Origin of the sequence: Streptomyces sp. 3MP-14, assembly GCF_006334905.2 — a bacterium.
Taxonomy (GTDB): Bacteria; Actinomycetota; Actinomycetes; order Streptomycetales; family Streptomycetaceae; genus Streptomyces; species Streptomyces triticirhizae.
The window spans coordinates 84,464-104,016 of sequence record NZ_VDLZ02000018.1; the positions used below are offsets into that span (position 1 = coordinate 84,464).

Below are 19,553 nucleotides of genomic sequence, written 5' to 3' on the forward strand. Positions count from 1 at the left end.
ACATCCTTCTCACACCGTCGCGCCGGTCAGCGAGGCGGTCAGTGCGGCGCGGTCAACCTTGCCGTTCGCGTTGAGCGGTAGTTCGTCCCGCACGGCGACGCCGCGCGGCACCATGTAGCGCGGCAGCCGTTCCCCGACCGCCGCCAGCAGCGGCTCGGTGTCCAGGGGGGCGTCGGCGCAGACCACCGCCTCCAGGCCCAGCTCGCCGTCCGGGCCCTGGACGGCGAGGACCACGGCCTCGGTGACGCCGGGCCGCTGCCGCAGCACGGACTCGATCTCGCCCAACTCGACGCGGTAGCCACGGATCTTGAGCTGGTGGTCGATCCGGCCCAGGTGCACCAGCTCGCCGTCCAGCCGCGTCACCCGGTCCCCGGTGCGGTACCAGTGGCGGTCGGTCAGCGGCTCGGTGCCGTCGTAGGCGGTGGCCGGGGCGTCGCCCGCCGGGTCGTAGGCGTAGAAGCGGCCGGCGTTCTCGGCCGGGTCGAGATAGCCGGGGAAGCGCTGGGTGCCCCGGACGCACAGCTCGCCGTCCTCGGCGGGGCGGCCGTCCTCGCCGAGCACCAGGTGTTCCTGGTCCGGGTAGGGGCGGCCGATGGGGACGGTCCCGTTGGCGGGGGCGGGCCAGTCCGAGGGGTAGCGCGGGAGCCGGAACTCGGTCCAGGTGACGGTCATCTCGGTCGGCCCGTAGATGTTCTCCAGCACGCTGTCCGGCGCCGCCGCCCGCCAGGCCCCGGCGTTGTCCAGGGTCAGCGCCTCGCCGCAGAACAGGCTCCAGCGGAGCGACGGCATCGAGTCGGCGGCCAGGCCGCGCAGCCGGCGGGCGATGGAGATCACCGAGGGCACCGAGTTCCAGTGCGTGATCCCGGTCCGGTTGACGAAGCGCACCGGCGACATCAGGTCGGCGGCGCTCGGCACCACGAGGGCGGCGCCCGAGCCCCAGGCCGCGAACATGTCGTAGACGGACGGGTCGAAGGTCAGGTCGAAGGTCTGCGACACCCGGGCGCCCGGGCCGAGTTGGTAGCGCGGGATGACGTGGCCCAGATAGGCGGCGACGTTGCGGTGCGCGACCGGCACCCCCTTGGGCCGGCCGGTGGAGCCCGAGGTGAACAGGATGTAGGCGAGGTCGTCCGGTCCTGCGGCCCGGCCCTGCGGCGCGGGCACGGGCCCGGCCCAGGGCGGCCCGTCGGCCGAGGCGTCGACCCGCAGCACGGGCACCGGCAGCGCGTCGGCCTCGGCCGGCGCCTTGGCGTCGGCGAGCACCAGGTCAAGGGCGGCGCCCTCGGCGACGGCGGCGTTGCGGGCCAGCGGGAAGCTCGGACCCAGGGGCACCACGGTGGCGCCCAGCCGCTGGAGGGCCAGATAGCCGGCGTAGGCGGTGACGCTGCGGGCGGCGAGCAGCCCGACCCTGGCGGGTGGCGCGCCGTGGCTGGTCACCACCCGGGCGGCCAACCGGGCGGCGGCGGCGTCGAGTTCGGCGTAGGTCAGCCGCTCGCCCGCGACCTCGAGGGCGGGCTGGTCGCCGTGGGCGGCGACGGAGGCGGCGAACCATTCGTGGAGTGTTCTGTCGTCGGTGCTCGTGCCCTTCATCGCTCAGGACTCCTCGGTCTCCTCGGTGGGAACGCGGGACTGCTCTTGGGACTTTTCTTGGGACATTGCTGGGGACATTGCCCCGGACGGTGCCTGGGACACCGCGCGGGACATGCGGGATGTGCTGTCGATCACGGCGTCGAAGGCCCTGCCGACCAGCGCCGGGCGGGGGCGGCCGCGCTCCGCCGAGGCGATGGCGAAGCGCAGCGCGCGGGGCAGCTCGGCCCAGGCGTCGGCGGCCCGTTCGGCCGGCTCCCGGTGGATCAGGCCGGCCCGGGTCAGCGCGGCGAGCCGGTGCCGGTGGTGCCGGGCCGCCGCCCACAGGTCGTCGGCGTGCCGGCGCAGCGCCGTCGGGTCCTCGGCGAACCGGCCGGCCACAAAGGCCAGCGCCGGCAGGGTGCCCTCCAACCAGTCGCCGTCCGGGGCCGGTTCGGGCTCGGGCGGGCCGGCCGGCTCCCAGGCCAGCCAGCGGTGGTCGGTGGCCGGCGGCTGGTCCACCGGCTCGCCCAGGGCGTACCGGTCGCGCCGGGCGATCTCGGGCGGCAACGGGCCGGTCGGGGTGAGCGCGGCGCGCAGCTCCGCGTCGTCCAGCCAGCCGGCGAACGGGAGTTGTTCGCCGTCCGGCAGCAGCGCGGCGAAGTCGTCGCTGACCCGCCAGCGGTCGGCGCTGCGCTCCTCGACGACCAGCCAGTGGGAGGTGACGCCACCGCCGAACGACGGCGACCAGCGCAGCGTACGGGTGTTGCCGACGGCGATCACCGGGCCGGCGGCCAGCGCCGCCGTCAGGCCGGCCACGGTGGCCGGCCAGTCGGGCGCGGAGCGGGGGCGCAGCCGGTGGCCGTCGGCGGCGCGGTCGATCCGCGCGTGGTGGCGGAACGCGAGCTGCCCGTCGGGCAGGTCGGTGCGGACGGCCAGCCGCACGGCGTGGGCCAGCCGCAGCCCCGGGTCGGGCACCCGGCCGGCGAGGGCGGCCACCAGGCTGGTGGTGTAGCAGCTCAGCTCGGCCGAACCGGCGGGGTCGGGTGCGGGGTCGAGGTCGGGGAGGGGCGGGGCCAGGGCTGTCGGGGCGGGCTGGGTGGGGGCGGGCTGGGTCGGGGCGGTCATGGCAACTCCTTCCAGGCGCAGCTCAGGGGGATGCCGGACTCCTCGCGCAGCAGCCGCCAGCGGAAGCCGCGCCACGTTCCGGCGCCGTGGCCGTAGGGGACGTCGATGGTCCAGGGGCTGCCCGACAGGCCGCTGCCCTCGGCCTTGACGCACGCCTCCTGGGCGGTCCAGATCCAGGCGAACTCCACCGCCCGTTCGGGTTCCGCCAGTTCGCGCACCTCGGCGAGGCCCCGGCGGACGCAGCGGCGCAGCACCGCGTCCTCCAGCGGCTCCGGCGGGAGCTGGACGTCGACGCCGACGGCGTGGCCTGGGGCGACCCCGGCGGCGAACGCGCCCCGGTCGTGGGCGATGCTGACCCCTACCTCGGGCCAACCGTGCAGTGCCGGCTTGCCGTTGGCGCCGGGCACCACGGGCGCCCCGGCCGCCTCGGGCAGCACGTCGGCGAGCAGCCCGCGCAGCACGGCCCGTCCGGCGAGGAACTCCTCGGCGCGCCAGCGGGGCATCCCGGCGGCCAGCGCGGCGTCCTGCGGGTGCGGGTCGGCCGGCGCCGGATCGACGCGGCTCGCCACCCACACCCCGGGTACCACCTCATGGGTCGTCATGGCCTCTCGTTTCCGGCTTCTTCGTCGTTCCCGGCGGTTCGGACTCCTGCGGGCCGAGTTCGGCCAGCAGGCGGTCGGCGGCTCCGGCCACCACGGACAGCACGACCTCCGTCGTCCCGCCGCCGACGCCGAAGAGCGCCGCCTCGGTGCGCAGGCGCTGCGCGCCGCCCGAGGCGAAGCCCTCGGCGCCCTGGAGCTGGGCGCACTCGGTCAGCACCTGGGGCACCGTGGTCCCGGAGGCCGCCTTCAGCAGGGCGGCGGCCGTGGTGTCGTGGTGGCTCACCCGGTCGGCCAACTCGCGGGTGAGCGCCTGGAGTTGGTGGGCCCGCAGCAGACAGCCGGCGAAGCGCTGCCGCAGGCTGTCCAGCTCCCACAGCGTTCCCTCGGCGTGCCGGCGGGACGTCAGGAAGCCCTGGGTGTCCGCCAGCACCCGCCGGCACAGCGCCACGCCCCACAGCGCCCCGGCCAGCCGCTCGACCGCGATGTGCGCGGCGAAGGCGGCCAGGCCACGGCCCGGGCGGCCGACCAGGTGCGCGCGGGACAGCCGCACCCGGTCGAAGGAGATGTGGCCGGTGCCCGAGCCCTCGAACAGGTCGGTGTCGGCGGGCCGCACCGAGACGCCGGGCGCCGAGGCCGGCACCAGCGCCCAGGAGAAGCTGGTGAAGTGCCGCCCGTTCCGGTGCCGGCCCAGGACCAGGAAGTGGTCGGCCTGGGTGGCGTTGGTGATCCACCGCTTCTCGCCGGTCACCTCGATCGCGTCGTCGCCGATGTCCACCCGGGTGCCGAGGCCCAACAGGTCGGAGCCCGAGCCCTCGTCGGTGGCGGCCAGCGCGATCACGGCGCGCCCGGCGAGGGCCTCGGCCAGCGCGCCCGCGACGGGTCCTGCCCCCGGCGAGAGCGTCAACAGCGGGACGGAGGTGGCGATCTGCACGCAGACTGCCAGCGTCGAGCCGATCGTCTCGGTCCGGTCCAGCGCGGCCATCAGCTCGCCCAGCCGCTCCGGGTCCACGCCGGCGGCCGGGTCGCCGCGCCGGTAGACCCGGCCGATCCGGCCGGCCGCCCCCAGTTCGGCCCACAGCCGGCGGCCGTCCGGCCTCGGCGGGGCCGACGGGGGCTCCAGCACCGCCTGTTCAGGCACAGCGCACCTCCGGGTCCAGCAGCGCGAGCCGCCCGTCGGCCAGGTGCAGCCGGTCGTTGCTGTAGTTGAGGGCCGCCGACCGCAGATCCCGCAGGGTGCGCTCCAGGCGGGTCGGGGAGTCCTGGAGGTAGCCGTGGCGCATCCCGACCGCGTCGATCAGGTCCTCGACGACGAGGTGGCACTGCTCGGCGGCGGTGATCTTCAGGGAGTTCAGCAGGAGTTGGTGGGGCGGCGTGGACAGGTCGGTCGCCCGGTCCACCATCCGCTCGGTGTGGCGCAGCAGCGCGTGCACGGTGTCGATGCGCTGGCGGGCCCGGGAGAGCCGGGTCAGCAGCAGCTCGGAGCCGAGGTTGACGCGGGCGCGGCTGGCCGGCTCGCGCAGCATCCTCAGCACCCGGGAGAGCGCGCCGCTGGCGGCGCCCAGCCAGCAGGCCGACCAGCCGAGGTGGGCCAGCGGACCGAAGACCTGCCCCGCGATCCGGGAGAAGCCGCCGTGCTCGCCCACCACCTGGTCGTCCGGCACCCGGCCGGTCAGCCGCAGCGCGACGCTGTGGCTGGCCCGCATCCCCATGGGCTGCCAGTCGCCGGAGCGGCTGATCCGCAGCTGCTCGCGGTGCGCGTAGACCAGGGACACCTCGCTGGGCGAGTCCGCTTCGGGGCTGCGCATACTGATGAGGAAGCCGTCGGCGTGCGCGCCGCCGGTCACGATCGGCGCGAAGCGGTCGATCAGCAGGCCGCCCCCGTCGGTCGCCAACTCCGACTCGGAGCTGAGGAGATGGCCGCCGGTGCCGGCCTCGGTGGTGACCGAGGCGAGGTAGAGCTGGCCGGCGGCGATCCGGGGCAGCAGCTCCTCGCGCAGCCGGGGCCCGGCGTGGCCGGTGATCGCGGCCGACTGCTGGCAGTGCATGGCGAGGATCATGGCGGCGGACACGTCGGCCCTGCCGATGGTCATCGAGGCGTCCAGCAGGGCGCCGAGCCCGCCGCCCAGGCCGCCGTACCGGGTGGGAACGAGGAGGCCGAGCAGCCCGGTCTCGCGCATCGCGGCCAGCGTCTCGACCGGGAAGCTCGCCTCCCGGTCGGTGCGGGCGGCGTGTTCGGCGGCCGTGGCGGCCACCTGCGCGACCCGGTCGGCCAGTTCGGGCGGGGCCGGCGCCGCCGGCTCCAGCGTGGTCACGGTCATGCCGCACTCACCGTTCCGCCCTCCGCCGCCAGCGCGGCGCTGACCGCGCCCCACAGGCTGCCGGCGGTGGCGAACGTGGCGTCGTTGAGGTCCTCGTCCGGCAGCGCGATGCCGAAGGTGTCCTCGATGGCGAAGAGCAGCTCGATGGACTGCATGGAGTCCAGGCCGAGCGCGGGCAGCGGGGAGGTCTCGGTGAGTTCCCGGCCGCGCAGGTGCTTGAGGAAGGGAACGAGGAGTTCGGTGAAGCGCGGGTCCATGATCAGCTGCTCCTTGTCGTGGCGGCGAGGCGGCACAGGTCGTCCAGGCGGTGCAGGTTCTCCGGGACCAGGTCCTCCGGGTCGAGGTCGGCGTCGAGGTGCTCCTCCAGCCGCTCGACGATCTCCACCACGCGGAAGGAGTCGAACCCGGTCAGCTCGGTGAGGTCGGGGGCGGCCAGCACGGCCGCCACGGTGGTACGGGTGACCGAGGCGACGATCCCCGCGACGGCGGCCCGCAGCGCGGCGGCGTCCCCCGCGTCCCGGCCGCCGTCCCCGGCCGTCGCCCCGCTCGCGGCGGGGGCGCTCGCGGCCGGCGCGGCGAACACCTCGCCGTCGGCGGCCAGCGTGGCGGCGAGTTCGTCCCGCAGCCGCTGCGGCTCGGGCCGGCCACGCTGGACGCGGCGCAGCGCCAGGAACGCCTGCTCGGCGACCCGGCCCCAGCGGGCCAGCTGGGCCGCCACCTCGGGCCCCTCGGGCAGGCCGAGGTGCGCGCGGAACGCGGCGTGCAGCCGGCGGGACCTCGCCAACAGCCAGGTCTCCACGGTCAGTCGCTCCAGCGCGACGAGGCGGTCGGGGTGCTGGGCGTAGGCCGCCAGGTAGTCGTCCGGCGGCTCCCGTTCCAGCCCGGGCGCCACGGCGGGCGCGCCGGTGGGCGACGGCTTCAGCAGCGCGACGAGCGAGGCGACGGGCAGCTCGGCCGCCGCGACCTCGGTCGTCAGCGGGCGGGTCACGCCCCACGGGGTGTGGTTGTCGTAGGCGTCGGTGACCAGCAGCCGGCCCGGCTCGGCCGTCGGCTCGACCAGGAAGCTGTGCTCCATGTGGGCGTGGCCGAAGTAGGGCAGCCAGGGCATCTCGAAGGAGTCGGCCATGACATAGAGCGCGCCGTGCTCGCGGGCCAGCCCGGCCAGCGCGGCGCCGGTCACGCCGGTCCAGCTGTGGCGTTCCACCAGGCCCAGCCGGTCGATGGCCGCCAACTCCCGCTCCAGCGGCGGCTCCACGGTCGGCAGGCCGGCCGGTCCCGGCACCGGGCTGAAGCGCAGGGTGGCGCCGAGGGCGAGATGGGTGTCGGGTCCGTGGTGGCGGTCGGCGAGCACCGCCAGGTTGGACTGGACGCAGTCCAGCAGCTCGGCCCGCACGGCGGGCGGCGTGGGCGCGGCGGAGGTGGTGCTCGCGGTGGCCGTGGTGCTCACGGTGGCGGTCATCGTGACCCCCCTGCGGCGAGCCCAGCCGCGAGCCCCGCCGGCTCGCGGATCGGGGTGAGGCCGCTGACGGCGCCGAGGAGCGCCTGCTCGGCCGGGGCCTCGTCGTCCAGCGCGCCGTCGAGCATCTGCTCGTAGGCGCCCAGGTCGAGGAAGCCGTGGCCGCTGACGCAGACCAACACCCCGCGTTCCGCGCGCAGTTGGCGTTCGCCGTCGGCGGCGCCCGTGGTGGCCAGCCGGGCGGCCGCCGCGAGCGCGTGCCCGGACTCGGGCGCGGGCAGCACCGCCTCGTTCTTCGTCAGCAGCTGGCCGGCGGAGAGCGCCTCGGGCTGGCTGACGGCGGTGGCCGCCACGTCGCCCTCGTGCCGCAGCGCGGAGATCAGTTTGGCCGCGCCGTGGAAGCGCAGCCCGGCCGAGTGCGCGTCCGGGATCGGGTAGTCGCTGCCGATGGTGTACATCGCCTCCAGCGGGCCGCTCCCGGTGGCGTCCGTCTTGTCGTAGGCGTAGACGCCCCGGGTCAGCTTGGGCGCGGTGGTCGACTCGGCGGCGACCAGCGTCGGCGAGGCGGCCCCGCCCGCGCGCTCCTCGGCGAGAAACGGCAGCGCGATCCCGCCGAAGTTGGAGCCGGCGCCCACGCAGCCCACGACCGCGTCCACCTCGGCCTCCAGGCCGGCCAGTTGCTCCTGGGCCTCCAGCCCGATCACCGACTGGTGCAGGATGCTGTAGGTCTCGCCGCTGCCGATGCAGAACGCCACCCCGTCGTGGGTGGCGGCGTACTCGACGGCCTCGCCGATCGCCAGCGACAGGCTGTTGCCGGTGCCGTCCCGGTGCCGGCCCGAGACCTCCGTCAGTCCGCTGGGGCTGGAGTGCACCTCCGCGCCGAGCATCCGCATCAGCGTGCCCCGGTAGGGCTTGCGGCGGAGGCTGGACTCCACCATGAACACCCGGCAGCGCAGCCCGAACAGGGCGCAGGCCGCCGCCATCGCGGTGCCCCACTGGCCGGCGCCGGTGCCGGTGACCAGCTCCTTCACGCCGGCCCTGCGGTAGTAGTGGGCCTGCGCCAGCGCGGTGTTGAGCTTGTGGCTGCCGGAGATGTTGCCGCCCTCGTACTTGACGTAGACCGGCACCCGGGCGCCGATGGCCCGCTCGAAGCCGGTGGCCCGCCACAGCGGGGTGGGCCGGTAGCCCCGGTAGGCGGTGGCGACCTCGTCGGGGATGGGCCAGTACTCGCGCTCCAGCACGCTCTGCCGGACCAGCTCCATCGGCAGGTTGACGCCGACCTCGGTGCGCCCGGTGCTCTCGGGGGTGAGGTCGGGCGGCATCGGCTCGGACAGGTACGGCAGCACGCCGCGCCAGCGGGTGGGCAGTCGGGCGCTCATCGGTTGGCCTCCGCCCCGGCTATCACCACGTCGATCAGGTCACCGACGACGGTGAAGGAGCGGCCCACGAACAGGTCGTCCGGCAGCGTGACGTCCAGCGTGTCCTCGATCCGGACCAGCATTCCGACGAAGCCGAGCGAGTTCACCCGCAGCAGCTCGCCGACCAGGGGCTCGCTCTCGGAGATCACGGTCGGGTCGATGGACAGCCGGGACTCGGCGATCACGACCCGCTTGACGGCATCGGCGACCGTGGCACGGTCGAGGCTGTGCGTAACGGACATGGCAGTTCTCTCCTGACGTCGCATGAGTGGGTGCGCCTTGCCGGGTGGGCCGGCGGGGCCGGCCAGGTCAACGGGAGCGGCGGGAACGGCTCGAACGGCGGGGCGGACGTGGGGGGTTCGGGGGGTTCGGGTGGTCGTCGTGGGTCGGGGCGGGCGGGGCGGTCGGGTGGGCGGCGGGTCAACCGCGCAGTTCGCCATCGGCCTCGACCACCCAGCTGCTGGTGACCAGCGCCCCGAGCGTGACCGGCCCACGGACGTGTAGCCGGCCGGTGGCGATGGAGATCTCGGCGCCGAGGCCGAGCTTGGGCCCGTCGTGCAGGCGCAGGCTGCCGTTGACGACGATGGCCGCCGCGTCCACCAGCCGGGAGAAGCGCTCGGTCACCTCCGGGTCGGTGGCCAGCACGCCCTCGGTGTGGGCGGAGCCGTGGCGGCGGATGTGCTCCACCGCCTCCTCCAGCCCGGAGACGGCCAGCACCCCGATCACCGGGTCGAGGAACTCCCGCCCGAGGTCGTGGGGTTCGAGCCGTTCGATCCGGCCCCCCACCGCCGGCGGGGCCGGCACCGTGGGGTCGAGGCGGACGGTGAGCGCCGCGCCGGCCGCCTCCGCCTGGCGGAGCAGTTCGGCCGTGTACGCCTCGACGACGCTCCGGTCGGCCAGCACCAGCTCGACCGAGGTGCAGCCGGCCGGCTCCGGGATCTTGCTGTCCAGGGTGACCGTGGCGGCCAGCGCCAGGTCGGCGCTCGCGTGGACATAGAGGTGGTTGACGCCGCCGCCGCTGGCGATCAGCGGGAGCGCGCCGCTGGTGCGGCAGTAGTCGATCAACGAGGGGCTGCCGCGCGGGATCAGCACGTCGATGGCGTCCGGCCGCTTCAGCATGGCCCGCAGCAGGGTGCGTCTGGGGTCCCGCAACACGGTGACCAGCCCGGCGGGCAGCCCGGCGGCCACCAGCGCGGCCCGCGCCACCTCGGCGAGCGCGGCGTCGGTCTCCGCCATCTCCGTGCCGCCGCGCAGCAGCACGGCGTTGCCGACGATCACCGGCAGCAGCGCGCCGTCCACGGTCACGGTCGGCCGGGCCTCGTAGACCATCATCACCACGCCGAGCGGCTTGGGAATCCTGCGGAGCGTCCCCCAGTGGGCCGCCGGCAGCGTGGTGATGTGGCCGGTGAGGTCGGCCAGTTCGCGTTCGCCGCGCTCGGCGAGCGCGGCGAAGGCGTCGAGGTGCCGGTCGGTCAGCCGGAGCCGGGTGACCAGGGTGTCCGGCAGGCCGCGCGCCTCGGCGCTGGCGATGTCGCGGCGGTTGGCGGCGAGAAGGGCGGGCCAGGCGGCGCGCAGCCGGTCGCGCAGCTCGTGACAGTAGCGGGGGTAGGCCGGGTCGCCGATCGGGGGCGCCGCCAGCTGGGCCGCGCGCGCCTCGGACAGGATGCGCTCGACGGGGTCCTCGGGCGGGTCGGCCCCGGCGGGGGGAACGGCCGTCAGGCCGACGGTGCTCGGTGTGGTCACCACATGAACTGCCCTCCATCGATGATCAGCTTCTGACCGTTGAGGTAGGAGCCGCCGGGGCCGACGATGAACTCCAGGGCGTCGGCGATGTCGTCGGTGGTGCCCATGCGTCGCGACGGGATCTCGTCGAGCGTCATGGCCATGCGTTCCGGGTCGTCCAGGCGCCAGCGGACGCGCAGTTCCTCGGTGTCGATCATTCCGGGGATCAGGCAGTTGACCCGGATGGTCGGCGCCAGCTCCAGCGCCATGCACTTGGTGAGCTGGAGCAGCCCGGCCTTGCTGGCGGAGTAGTTGGCGCCGTCCACCCGGACCCGGATGCCGGTGGTGGCGCCGATGTTCACCACGTTGCCGCCGCCGGCCGCGAGCATCGCGGGGGCGAGGGCCCGGGTGAGCCAGAACGGTCCCGACAGGTTGGTGTCCAGCACCCGGCGCCAGTCCTCGTCGGTGAGTTCGAGGAACGGGCGGTCGCGGTTGACCCCGGCGTTGTTCACCAGGACGGCCGGGGCGCCGTGTTCGTCGACGATCCGGCGGGCGGCCGTCGCGACCTGTTCGGGGTCGGACACGTCGACCCGCAGGGCGGTCAGCCGCTCCGGCGCCTCCGCCTCCGCCTTCTCGGCGGCGGCGCGGTCGGAGCCGTAGAAGGCGATCACCCGGTGGCCCAGGTGGACCAGCCGCCGGCTCAGGGCCAGCCCGATCCCTCGGGTGCCGCCGGTGACCACGGCGAGTGATTCGGTCATCGGTTACTCCTCGGTGACGCGTGGTGCGGCGTCGGTTCGGTGGGGCGGTCGGCGGGCCCGGGAGCTCCGGCCGCCGGGTCGGTCTCGCGGAGGAAGGTCTCCAGGTGGCCGATGACCGTGCGCAGATGGGGCGGCGCCAGCAGCTCGAAGTGGCCGCAGGGCACCTCGACGACGCGCAGCGCCGGGGCCAACTCCCGCCAGCGGGCGGGCTGGACGGGGTCCGGCTCGGCGGCGCAGGCCATCAGCAGCGCCCGGCTGTCGTGCCGGTCACGCACGGCGTGGCCGGCGACGGCGGCGATGTGCGCGTCCGTGGTGCGGGCCACCTGTTCGGCGTCGTGTCCGGCCAGGCCGGCCATCCCCACCACCTGCGCGCGCAGCCGGTCCAGGTCCCGGCCGCCGGCGGTGCCGAGGGTCGCCTGGCTGTCGAGCATCACGACCCGGGGACGCTGCCCCCTGGCCACCAGCTCGGCGGCCAGCTCCCAGGCGAGCACGCCGCCGAGCGACCAGCCGAAGAGCAGGTCGGGCGGACCGTCGAGCCGGTCGAGCAGCGGCAGATAGCGCCGCACCATCGCCTCGACGGAGTCGTCGGGCCGCTCCCCCGGCAGCAGTCCCGCGGCGCGGATGCCGGCCACCGGGCCCCGGCGGCCCAGCACGGCGGCCACGCCGAGGTAGGGGCCGAGGCCGCCGCCGGCCGGGTGCAGCAGCACGCTGCGCAGCGGTCCCGGGGTGCGGCTGATGGGGATCAGCAGTTGGTCGTCCCCGGTCACGTCGGTCACGTCGGTCGCCTGGGGAGCGGGCGCGGTCATGGCGCCACCCCGTTCGGTGCCGAGCCGGCGGCTGCGCCGACCTCGGCCTCGACCAGGCGGGCCAACTCCCGGACCGTGGGCGCCCGGAAGAAGTCCAGGACCGCGATCCGCGCGCCGAACCGCTGCTCGATCCTGGTCAGCGCGGACAGCACGTTCAGCGAGTGCGCCCCGCACTCCAGCAGGGAACGGTCGACCGTCAGGTCACGCCGTTCCAGCAACTCGGCCCACAGCTCCAGCAGTTGGGCCTGGAGCGGGTCGTCGGGCCGGCCGGCCGCGCCGCCCCGGTCCGGCGGCGCCTCCAGCCGGGCGATCAGGGCGTCCGCCGTGGCCAGCAGCGCCGGGCGGTCGAACTTGCCGTTGCCGGTGGTGGGCACCGCGTCCACGGGCAGGATGCGGCCGGGCACCATATAGGCCGGCAGGCGCTCGGCGAGCAGCGCGGCCAGCTCCCGCCGGACGTCATCGGCCGAGCCGGCCGAACCGGCGGCGCCCGCGCCGCCGGCGTCGCCGGCGAGCCGGACGAAGAGCAGCAGCTGGCGTTCCGCGCCCTCGCCGCGCACGGCGGCGACGGCCTCCCGCACCCCCGGATGGGCCAGCGCGGCGGCCTCGATCTCGCCCAACTCGACCCGGTAGCCCCGGATCTTGACCTGGTCGTCGTTCCGGCCCAGGAAGACCAGGGTGCCCTCGGCGTCCCTGAGCACCTGGTCGCCGGTGCGGTAGCGGCGCGCCCCCGGCGGGCCATAAGGGTCGGGAACGAAGCGCTCGTCGGTGCGTTCCCTGTCGTTGACATAGCCGTCCGCCGGGCAGGCCCCGCCGAGCAGCAGCTCGCCGGCGACGCCGGGCGGCGCGAGGTGGCCGGTGCGGTCGATCACCTGGACGGTCACCCCGGAGACCGGCTCGCCGATCGGCACATGCGAGGGCCAGCCGGGCGCGGCGCCGGACAGCCGGTGGGTGGTGACGGCGTGGGTCTCGGTCGGCCCGTAGAGGTTGACCAGCGTCAGGTGCGGGCGTTCGGCGAAGAAGTCCTCGATCTCCCGGTCGACCACCAACTGCTCGCCGGAGACGCACACCTGGCTGACCCGTTCGAGACCGACCCCGGCGCTCCTGGCGGCCTGGACGAACGGGCGGAGCGCGGCGACCGGCAGATAGACATGGGTGATCCCGCCGTCGACGATCCGCCGCACCACCGCCGGCAGGTCCCGGCGGTCGGCCGGCTCGCGGGAGACCACCGTCCCGCCGACCAGCAGCGTGGGCACGATCTCCTGGAAGGAGACGTCGAAGCCGAGCGGCGCGTACTGGAGGAAGCGGGTGCGCTCGTCCATGGCCAGCGCGTCGAGCTGCCAGGCGCTCAGGTTGAGCAGCGGGCCCTCGCTCATGACCACGCCCTTGGGCCGGCCGGTGGACCCGGAGGTGAACATCACATAGCCGGCGCCGGGTTGACCGTCCGGCGTGTCCACGGCCCCGCCGGGCTCGGCGACGTCGGCGACCTCGGCGACCTCGGCGACCTCGGCGACCTCGGCGGCGGACAGCACCGTCGCCCCGGGCACCGCGCCCTCGCCGACCACCAGCCGGCACTCGGCCTGCCGGGTCATATACGCCAGCCGCTCCTCGGGCAGGCTCAGGTCCAGCGGCAGATAGCGGGCGTTCAGCCGCAGCGCGGCGAACATCGCGACCACCGTGTCGGTCAGCGTGGCCGTGGTCAGCCCCACCACCTGCCCCGGCACGACGCCGCGCCGCCGCAGCCCGGCGGCCGTCGCGTCCACCGCGGCGTCCAACTCCCGGTAGGTCAGCCGCCCGCCGGGGTCCTCCACGGCGACGGCGTCCGGCAGCCGCCGCGCGGTGTGCCGGAACCAGCCGTCGAGCGCGGGCACCGGCGCCGGACGGTGGTGGCCGTCGTCCTCGGGAACGGCGGAGCCGTCCGTGAACAGCTCGGCCAGCGGCGTCGCCGGGGCCTTCGCGGCGGCGCCCACCGCCTCGCGCAGCGAGCGCGCCACCCCGTCGGCCACCGGCTCGGGCACCAGCTCGGGGTCGTACTCCAGCTCCAGCAGCCAGCCGGCGGCCGTCGGCGTGACGCCGAGCCACAGGTCGAACTTGGCGGTCCCGGTGCCGTGTTCGCGCAGCGCCCACACCGCGCCGCCCGGCTGGACCTCGGTGGAGTCCTGCATCGCCAGCATCGCGGCGAACAGCGGGTTGCGGTTGCTGGACCGGTCCGGCTCGGCGTGCCGCACGACGCGGTTGAACGACACCGCGACCCGCCGCTTGACGGACTGGACCTCGGGCGCCGCCACCCCGGCGAGGTGGTCGGCGAAGCTGACCCGCCAGTCCACGTCGAACACCAGCGGCAGGGTGTGCACGAAGAAGCCGCAGAGGTCGAACGAGCCGACGGTGCGGCGGGACAGCAGCGGGCTGCCGAAGGTCACCGTGGTGTTGCCGCTGTGCCGGGCCAGCACGGCCGAGTAGACGGCCGAGAAGAAGGCGAACGGCGTGGCCCCCAGCTCGACGCAGGCGCGGTCCACGGCCGCCGACACCTCGGCGTCCAGCGGCAGTTCCCCGCGCCGGCCCGTGAAGGCGGTCTCCGTGGGGCGGCCGGGTCGCGGGTGGAGCACGGTCGCGGGCGCCGAGCGCAGCCGTTCGCCCATCGCCACGGCGGCGGCCTCCACCTCGGGCGTTTCTGCGGCGGACGCCTGCGCCAACAGCTCGCCGCGCAGCGCCCGTTCCCGCTTGGGACGCAGCGAGCCGGCGTCCAGCGTGCCGGCGAGCGCGGCGTTGAGGTCGTCGATCAGCGGGCGCAGCGAGTAGCCGTCGAAGACGGTGTGGTGCGCCACCAGCAGCAGCGCGGCGCGGTCGCCCGTGGTGGTGCGGAGGTGGATCGCCCGCAGCAGCGGCGGGGCGGCGAAGTCGAAGGTGGCGTGGGAGAGCCGCTCGACGGCCGCCCGGTGCGCCCGGTCCCAGTCGCCGGGCGCCGTCGGCTCGTCGCTGAGCGGCAGTTCGTCGGGCGCCGGCGGCTCCGAGAGCACGGCGTGCGGCTGGGGCGTCGTCAACAGCCCCATGCGCAGCGCCGGTTGGACGGCGAGCACGTCGGCGAGCGCCGCGCGCAGCCGCTCGGGCGAGCACCCGGGGTCGAGGGTGGCCTCCGCCACCACGTTGTACAGGTGGGGCACCGCGACGGTGCGGTGCACCATCAGCAGGCCGAGCTGGGTCTCGGTCAGCGGGGCCCGCCAGTCCGGCCCGGCGTCGGCCGGCGCGGGCTCCGGCCGCGCCGCCACGGGCGTGGTGAGGGGAGCGGTCACGGGGTCTCACCCCCGGCGGCGGCTACGCTCAGCAGCCAGTCCCTCAGCTCGCCCACGGTGCGCAGCTCGGCGAGGGCGGCGGCGTCGATCTCCTGTCCGGTGTCCGGCAGGAAGGCGACCACCACCCTCACCAGGGACATGGAGTCGAGACCGATCTCGGTGAGTCCGGAATTATCGGTGAAGGGCACCCGAACGAATCTGGCGATGATGGAACCCACCGCGTCAGTGCTGGTCACATGGTGCACAGCCTGGTTCATCGAAACAACTCCCTGGCCGCAACAGATTGATTTACGAGGCTGTCGCCAATATTCCGGCAACCGGCCTCCCCGTCAACAAAAGAGCAGGTAGAAGCAATAGAAGACTCCTATACAGGCATCATGACCGCGTTTGCGCTCGCGCTATAGAAAACCTCTATCGCGTTATTCACCGGGGCCGTGAGCGAGCTTGCCGCAATTCAGTTCTCCGACAATCATTGCCGAGGGAAAACCAACGGGCGGAGGAGCCGATGACCGTGACACCACAGGAACATGCCTGCGCACCCGCCCAGGAGGTGCTGTGGTGGGTCCAGCACCGCTCGGCACGCAAGGACGTCTACAACCTGACGTGGCGTCTGACCGTCAGCGGCCTGGAGACGGAGCCGCTCACCCACGCCTGGCGCCTGGTCACCGCACGCCACGAGGCGCTGCGGACCGGGTTCGCCCGCCGGGGCGACGCCCTGGTGCGGCAGGTGCGCCCCGCCGCCGAAGCCCGTTCCCTCGTGGACGTGAACGAGGCGAGCTGGCCGGCCCCGTTCCCCGCCGATCCCGAGGCGCTGCTGGACGAGCTGGCCGCCCTGCTGCACGCCGAGCCGTTCGACCTGGCCCGCGCGCCCCTCGCCCGGCTGACCCTGCTGAACGTGGCGGGCCGTCAGGAGCTGCTGGTCACGGTGCACCACGCCGTGCTGGACGGCTGGGCCCTGCACCTGGTGCTGGCCGAGCTGGACGAGGCGTATGGCGCGGTGCGCTCGGCCGTCACCGCCGGCGAAGACCCGGACGGGCTGACGCCGGAGCGGGTCTTCGCCGAACTCCCCGTGCCCTACGCGGACTTCGCCGAGCGGGCCGGCCGGCCCGTGCCGCCCGAGTCGCTCGCCTACTGGCGGGCCGCGCTGAGCGGCGCCCGCGCCGCCGCGCTGCTGCCGGACGGCCCGCCCCGCCCGGGCCGGGACGGCGCGGTGGTCCGCCACCGGCTGACGCGCGCCGCCTCGGCCGCCGTTCCCACCGTGGCCCACCGGGTCGGCTCCACGCACTTCGCGGTGCTGCTCGGCGCCGTCCGCGCCGTGCTCGCCGCCGGCGGGGCGACCGGCCGCACCGGCATCGGCGTGGTGGTCGCCAACCGGACGAGCGCCGCCGACCAGTCCGTGGTCGGCTACTGCGCGCACAACGTGGTCCTCGCCGACGCGGTCGCGCCCGGCGACACCCTGGACGCCGTGGCGGGCCGGGCCCGTGACGCGCTCTGGGAGAGCCTGCCGCACCAACACGTCGGCTTCGACCGGGTGGTGGACGAGCTGCCGGCCGCCGACGCCGAGGGGCTCGGCGCCATGCCGCCCGTGCTGATCACCCATCACGGGCGCATCGGCGGCGGCCTGACGCTGGGCGGCGCGCCCGCCCGGCTGCTGCCCAGCCCGAGCAGCACCGCCCGCTGCCAGCTGGTGATCGGCATCTCCGAGGAGGGCGTGGACACCGACGTGGAGATCGAGTACGACGCGGCCACGCTGAGCGAGGCGACGGTGCGGGCCTTCCTGGCGGACGTCGAGGAGACGCTGACCCGCTCGGCCGGCGCCCCGGACACCGCCGTGCACGCGATCGGGGTGCGCACCCGCGCCACCGCAGGGGCCGGCGCCGGCACCCGCCAGCCGGCCGCCGCCGGACCGGCCGGTCAACCCGCCGCCGCCCTGCCACGGTCGGCCGGTGAACCCGCCGCCGAGCTGCTGGAGTTCTGGCGCGCGACGCTGGGCGTGCCGGTGGGCGCCGACGACGACTTCTTCCACCTCGGCGGGCACTCCCTCCAGGTGCTCAGCCTGATCGACACCGTCGAGGGGAACACCGGCCGGCGGCTGGACGTCACGGAGTGGCTGGACCGCCCGACCCCGCGCCGGATGGCCGAGCTGCTCGGCCTCCAGGCCGCCGCACCAGCCGCCCCGCCCGCCGGAACGAAGGCGACGGCCCCGCCCGCACCGGCCGCGACGCCCAGCACCGGCGGCCTCGCCGTGCTCGCCGAGGGCACGCCCGACGGCCGGTGGCTCCACCTGATCCCGGGCGCCGCCACCGGCCGCCTCCCCTACCGGGAGCTGGCCGACGCGCTGCCGGACGACTGGCGGATCACCGTCCAGGAGAACGCCGAGGACACCGAGAACGCCGAGGACCCCGCCGGCGCCGCCGACACCGGCGACCCCGACGAGACCGCCCACACGGTCGCGGCGATGGCCGACCGCCACCTCGCGCGCCTGACGGCGGCCGAGGGAACCCCCGACGTGCTGGCCGGCTGGTCCATGGGCGGCCTGCTGGCGCACGCCGTCGCCGCCCGCCTTGAGGCGGCCGGCGCGCCCTGCCCGCCGCTGCTGCTCCTCGACCCGCCGGCCCCCGAGGCCGTGCGAAGAGCGAGACCCACCGACTTCCTCTCCTTCACCGAGTCGGCGCTGCGCGGCGCCGGGGCCGAGGCGCTGCGCCCGGCCGTCCTCGCCCTCGGCGACTCCACCGAACGCGAGGCCCGGCTGCTGACCGCGCTGCTCAGGGTCGCCGGCGCCCGGGGCGCCGAGGCCAGGCCCGACGCGCTGAGCGCCCACGCCGCCCTGCACCGCCGCCATGTCGCGGCGATGTCCGGGCATGTCGCGGCCGAGCGGGTCGCCGCGCCCGCCCTGCTGGTCGCCGCCGACCTGGACGAGGAGGGCGTCGCCCAGTGGCGCGCCCGCTGCGCCGGCGCCCTGTCCGTGGTGCGCCTCTCGACCGACCACTACGGCCTGCTGCGCGGCCGGCCAGCCCGCGAGGTCGCGCGGCTCGCCGACCGGCTCGCCGCGCGCCCCGGCCGCCCCGACGCCGCCCAACCCGCCGAAGAGCCACTGCCGTTGGCCACCCGCTGACCGCGCCGCGCACCGTGAAGGAGAACGAGATGGACAGCTCCGAGGCGCCCATGCTGACCCCCGACCGCAGGGCCGAAGAGCCCGCCGACCCGCAGGACCCCTTGGACTCCCCGGGCGCGCCGGCAGGGGCCGCCGACGAGGTCCCACCGGGCCACCTCCGCAGCGAGCGCAACACGGCGGTGCTGGTCGGCTTCACCGCCGTCACCAACCTCGCCGACGGCGTCACCAAGATGGTGCTGCCGCTGATGGCCACGCGGATCACCGACTCCCCCGCCCTGGTCTCCGGCGTCGCGCTGACCCTCACCCTGCCCTGGCTGCTGATCGCCCTCCATGTGGGCGTGCTGGTGGACCGCTTCGACCGCCGCCGACTGCTGTGGATCGCCAACAGCGTGCGGCTGCTCGCCATCGCCGGCCTGCTGCTCGCCGTCGCCAACGACCAGGCCGGGCTGCCCGCGCTCTACGCCGGCGGCATCGCCCTGGGCTTCGCCGAGGTCGTCGCGCTGACCTCGGCCACCGCGCTGATCCCGGCGGCCGTCGCGCCCGAGGGCCGGGAACGGGCCAACGCCTGGGTCGCCGGCGCCGAGACCGTGACCAACGAGTTCTGCGGCCCGTTCGTCGGCGGCCTGCTGCTGGCCGCCGGCGCCGGGATCGCGCTGGGCACCACCGGCGCCGCGTACGCCGTCGCCATGGTCATCCTGGCGTTCCTGGTCGGCCGGTTCACGCCGGTCACCCGCCGGGACCAGCCCACCGCATCCGTGAACCAGCGCATCGCCGAGGGCCTGCGCGTGCTGTGGAACCACCGGCTGCTGCGCATCATGGCGCTCTCGCTCACCGTGCTCGCCTCCTGCTGGGGCGCCTGGCTGGCGCTGATGCCGCTGATGGCGATCCACGAGATGGGCCTGGACGAGCGCCAGTGGGGCATCGTGCTCAGCGCGCTGGGCGTCGGCGGGCTGGTCGGCGCGGTGACCGTGCGCGCCGTCAACCGGCTCCTCGGGCGGCGCGGCGCGATGTTCGCCGACCTGCTCGGCACCGCGGCGATGGTCGCCGCGCCCGCCCTGACCACCAACATGTGGCTGGTGGCCGGCGGCGCCTTCCTGGGCGGGATGGGCGGCATCCTGTGGACCGTCAACTCCCGCACCATCAGCCAGTACCTCGTCGAGGACGGGGTGCTGGGCCGCTACAACGCGGCCGCCCGGCTGTTCAGTTGGGGCGCGATGCCGCTCGGCGCCGGCATCGGCGGCCTGCTCGCCGAGTTCGCCGGGCTGCGTTTCACCTTCCTCTTCTTCACCGTGGCCACCCTGCTGCTGATCATCCCGTTCCTCCGGATGGTCACCCCCGCCGCACTCGCCGAGGTGCCGACCACCCCGCGCCGCTCCTGAG

The 19,553-nt window shown here is 75.4% G+C and carries 16 protein-coding genes; 2 read left to right on the forward strand and 14 right to left on the reverse strand.

The window, feature by feature from the left end:
• Positions 1–9 precede the first annotated feature (9 nt).
• From FH609_RS26190 to FH609_RS26255, 14 genes are all read right to left on the reverse strand, one after another.
• Positions 10–1,587: an amino acid adenylation domain-containing protein gene (locus FH609_RS26190; RefSeq protein ID WP_139672767.1), complete on the reverse strand. Its 1,578-nt coding sequence runs from the start codon at positions 1,585–1,587 to the stop codon at positions 10–12.
• Between the two features lie 3 nt (positions 1,588–1,590).
• Complete coding sequence (locus FH609_RS26195; protein WP_193318066.1) at positions 1,591–2,691, reverse strand: hypothetical protein; 1,101 nt, start codon at positions 2,689–2,691, stop codon at positions 1,591–1,593.
• The gene (locus FH609_RS26200) at positions 2,688–3,293 is read right to left on the reverse strand and encodes a 4'-phosphopantetheinyl transferase family protein (protein ID WP_139672764.1); all 606 of its coding nucleotides are present in this window, start codon (positions 3,291–3,293) and stop codon (positions 2,688–2,690) included. Before FH609_RS26200 ends, FH609_RS26195 begins: the two co-directional genes overlap by 4 nt.
• Positions 3,280–4,431, reverse strand: a complete 1,152-nt coding sequence (locus FH609_RS26205; protein ID WP_226961960.1) for an acyl-CoA dehydrogenase — start codon at positions 4,429–4,431, stop codon at positions 3,280–3,282. The genes FH609_RS26200 and FH609_RS26205 overlap by 14 nt, the downstream gene beginning before the upstream one ends.
• Positions 4,424–5,611 (reverse strand): acyl-CoA dehydrogenase family protein, encoded by a 1,188-nt coding sequence (locus tag FH609_RS26210; protein ID WP_139672761.1) that lies wholly within the window; start codon positions 5,609–5,611, stop codon positions 4,424–4,426. The genes FH609_RS26205 and FH609_RS26210 overlap by 8 nt, the downstream gene beginning before the upstream one ends.
• Positions 5,608–5,868: a phosphopantetheine-binding protein gene (locus FH609_RS26215; RefSeq protein ID WP_139672758.1), complete on the reverse strand. Its 261-nt coding sequence runs from the start codon at positions 5,866–5,868 to the stop codon at positions 5,608–5,610. Before FH609_RS26215 ends, FH609_RS26210 begins: the two co-directional genes overlap by 4 nt.
• A gap of 2 nt (positions 5,869–5,870) precedes the next feature.
• A complete protein-coding gene (locus tag FH609_RS26220; RefSeq protein WP_139672755.1) occupies positions 5,871–7,070 on the reverse strand; it encodes an acyl carrier protein in 1,200 nt (399 codons plus the stop codon).
• The gene (locus FH609_RS26225) at positions 7,067–8,446 is read right to left on the reverse strand and encodes a TrpB-like pyridoxal phosphate-dependent enzyme (protein WP_139672752.1); all 1,380 of its coding nucleotides are present in this window, start codon (positions 8,444–8,446) and stop codon (positions 7,067–7,069) included. Before FH609_RS26225 ends, FH609_RS26220 begins: the two co-directional genes overlap by 4 nt.
• On the reverse strand, positions 8,443–8,727 hold the full coding sequence (locus FH609_RS26230; protein ID WP_139672749.1) for an acyl carrier protein: 285 nt from the start codon (positions 8,725–8,727) through the stop codon (positions 8,443–8,445). Before FH609_RS26230 ends, FH609_RS26225 begins: the two co-directional genes overlap by 4 nt.
• Before the next feature lie 178 nt (positions 8,728–8,905).
• The gene (locus FH609_RS26235; RefSeq protein ID WP_226961961.1) at positions 8,906–10,228 is read right to left on the reverse strand and encodes a glutamate-5-semialdehyde dehydrogenase; all 1,323 of its coding nucleotides are present in this window, start codon (positions 10,226–10,228) and stop codon (positions 8,906–8,908) included.
• Positions 10,225–10,965 (reverse strand): SDR family NAD(P)-dependent oxidoreductase, encoded by a 741-nt coding sequence (locus tag FH609_RS26240; protein ID WP_139672744.1) that lies wholly within the window; start codon positions 10,963–10,965, stop codon positions 10,225–10,227. The genes FH609_RS26235 and FH609_RS26240 overlap by 4 nt, the downstream gene beginning before the upstream one ends.
• Positions 10,962–11,771, reverse strand: coding sequence for a thioesterase domain-containing protein (locus FH609_RS26245; RefSeq protein ID WP_139672741.1), 810 nt, complete (start codon positions 11,769–11,771; stop codon positions 10,962–10,964). Before FH609_RS26245 ends, FH609_RS26240 begins: the two co-directional genes overlap by 4 nt.
• Positions 11,768–15,058, reverse strand: coding sequence for a non-ribosomal peptide synthetase (locus FH609_RS26250; protein WP_139672738.1), 3,291 nt, complete (start codon positions 15,056–15,058; stop codon positions 11,768–11,770). Before FH609_RS26250 ends, FH609_RS26245 begins: the two co-directional genes overlap by 4 nt.
• Positions 15,055–15,315, reverse strand: a complete 261-nt coding sequence (locus FH609_RS26255) for an acyl carrier protein (RefSeq protein ID WP_139672735.1) — start codon at positions 15,313–15,315, stop codon at positions 15,055–15,057. Before FH609_RS26255 ends, FH609_RS26250 begins: the two co-directional genes overlap by 4 nt.
• Before the next feature lie 248 nt (positions 15,316–15,563).
• On the opposite strand from FH609_RS26255, the gene FH609_RS26260 reads away from it, so the two are divergent.
• Together FH609_RS26260 and FH609_RS26265 are read left to right on the forward strand one after the other, a co-directional pair.
• Entirely contained in the window at positions 15,564–18,173 is a 2,610-nt protein-coding gene (locus FH609_RS26260; RefSeq protein ID WP_139672732.1) for a condensation domain-containing protein, read from the forward strand.
• 29 nt (positions 18,174–18,202) lie between these two features.
• Positions 18,203–19,552: an MFS transporter gene (locus FH609_RS26265; RefSeq protein WP_226961962.1), complete on the forward strand. Its 1,350-nt coding sequence runs from the start codon at positions 18,203–18,205 to the stop codon at positions 19,550–19,552.
• Position 19,553 lies beyond the last annotated feature (1 nt).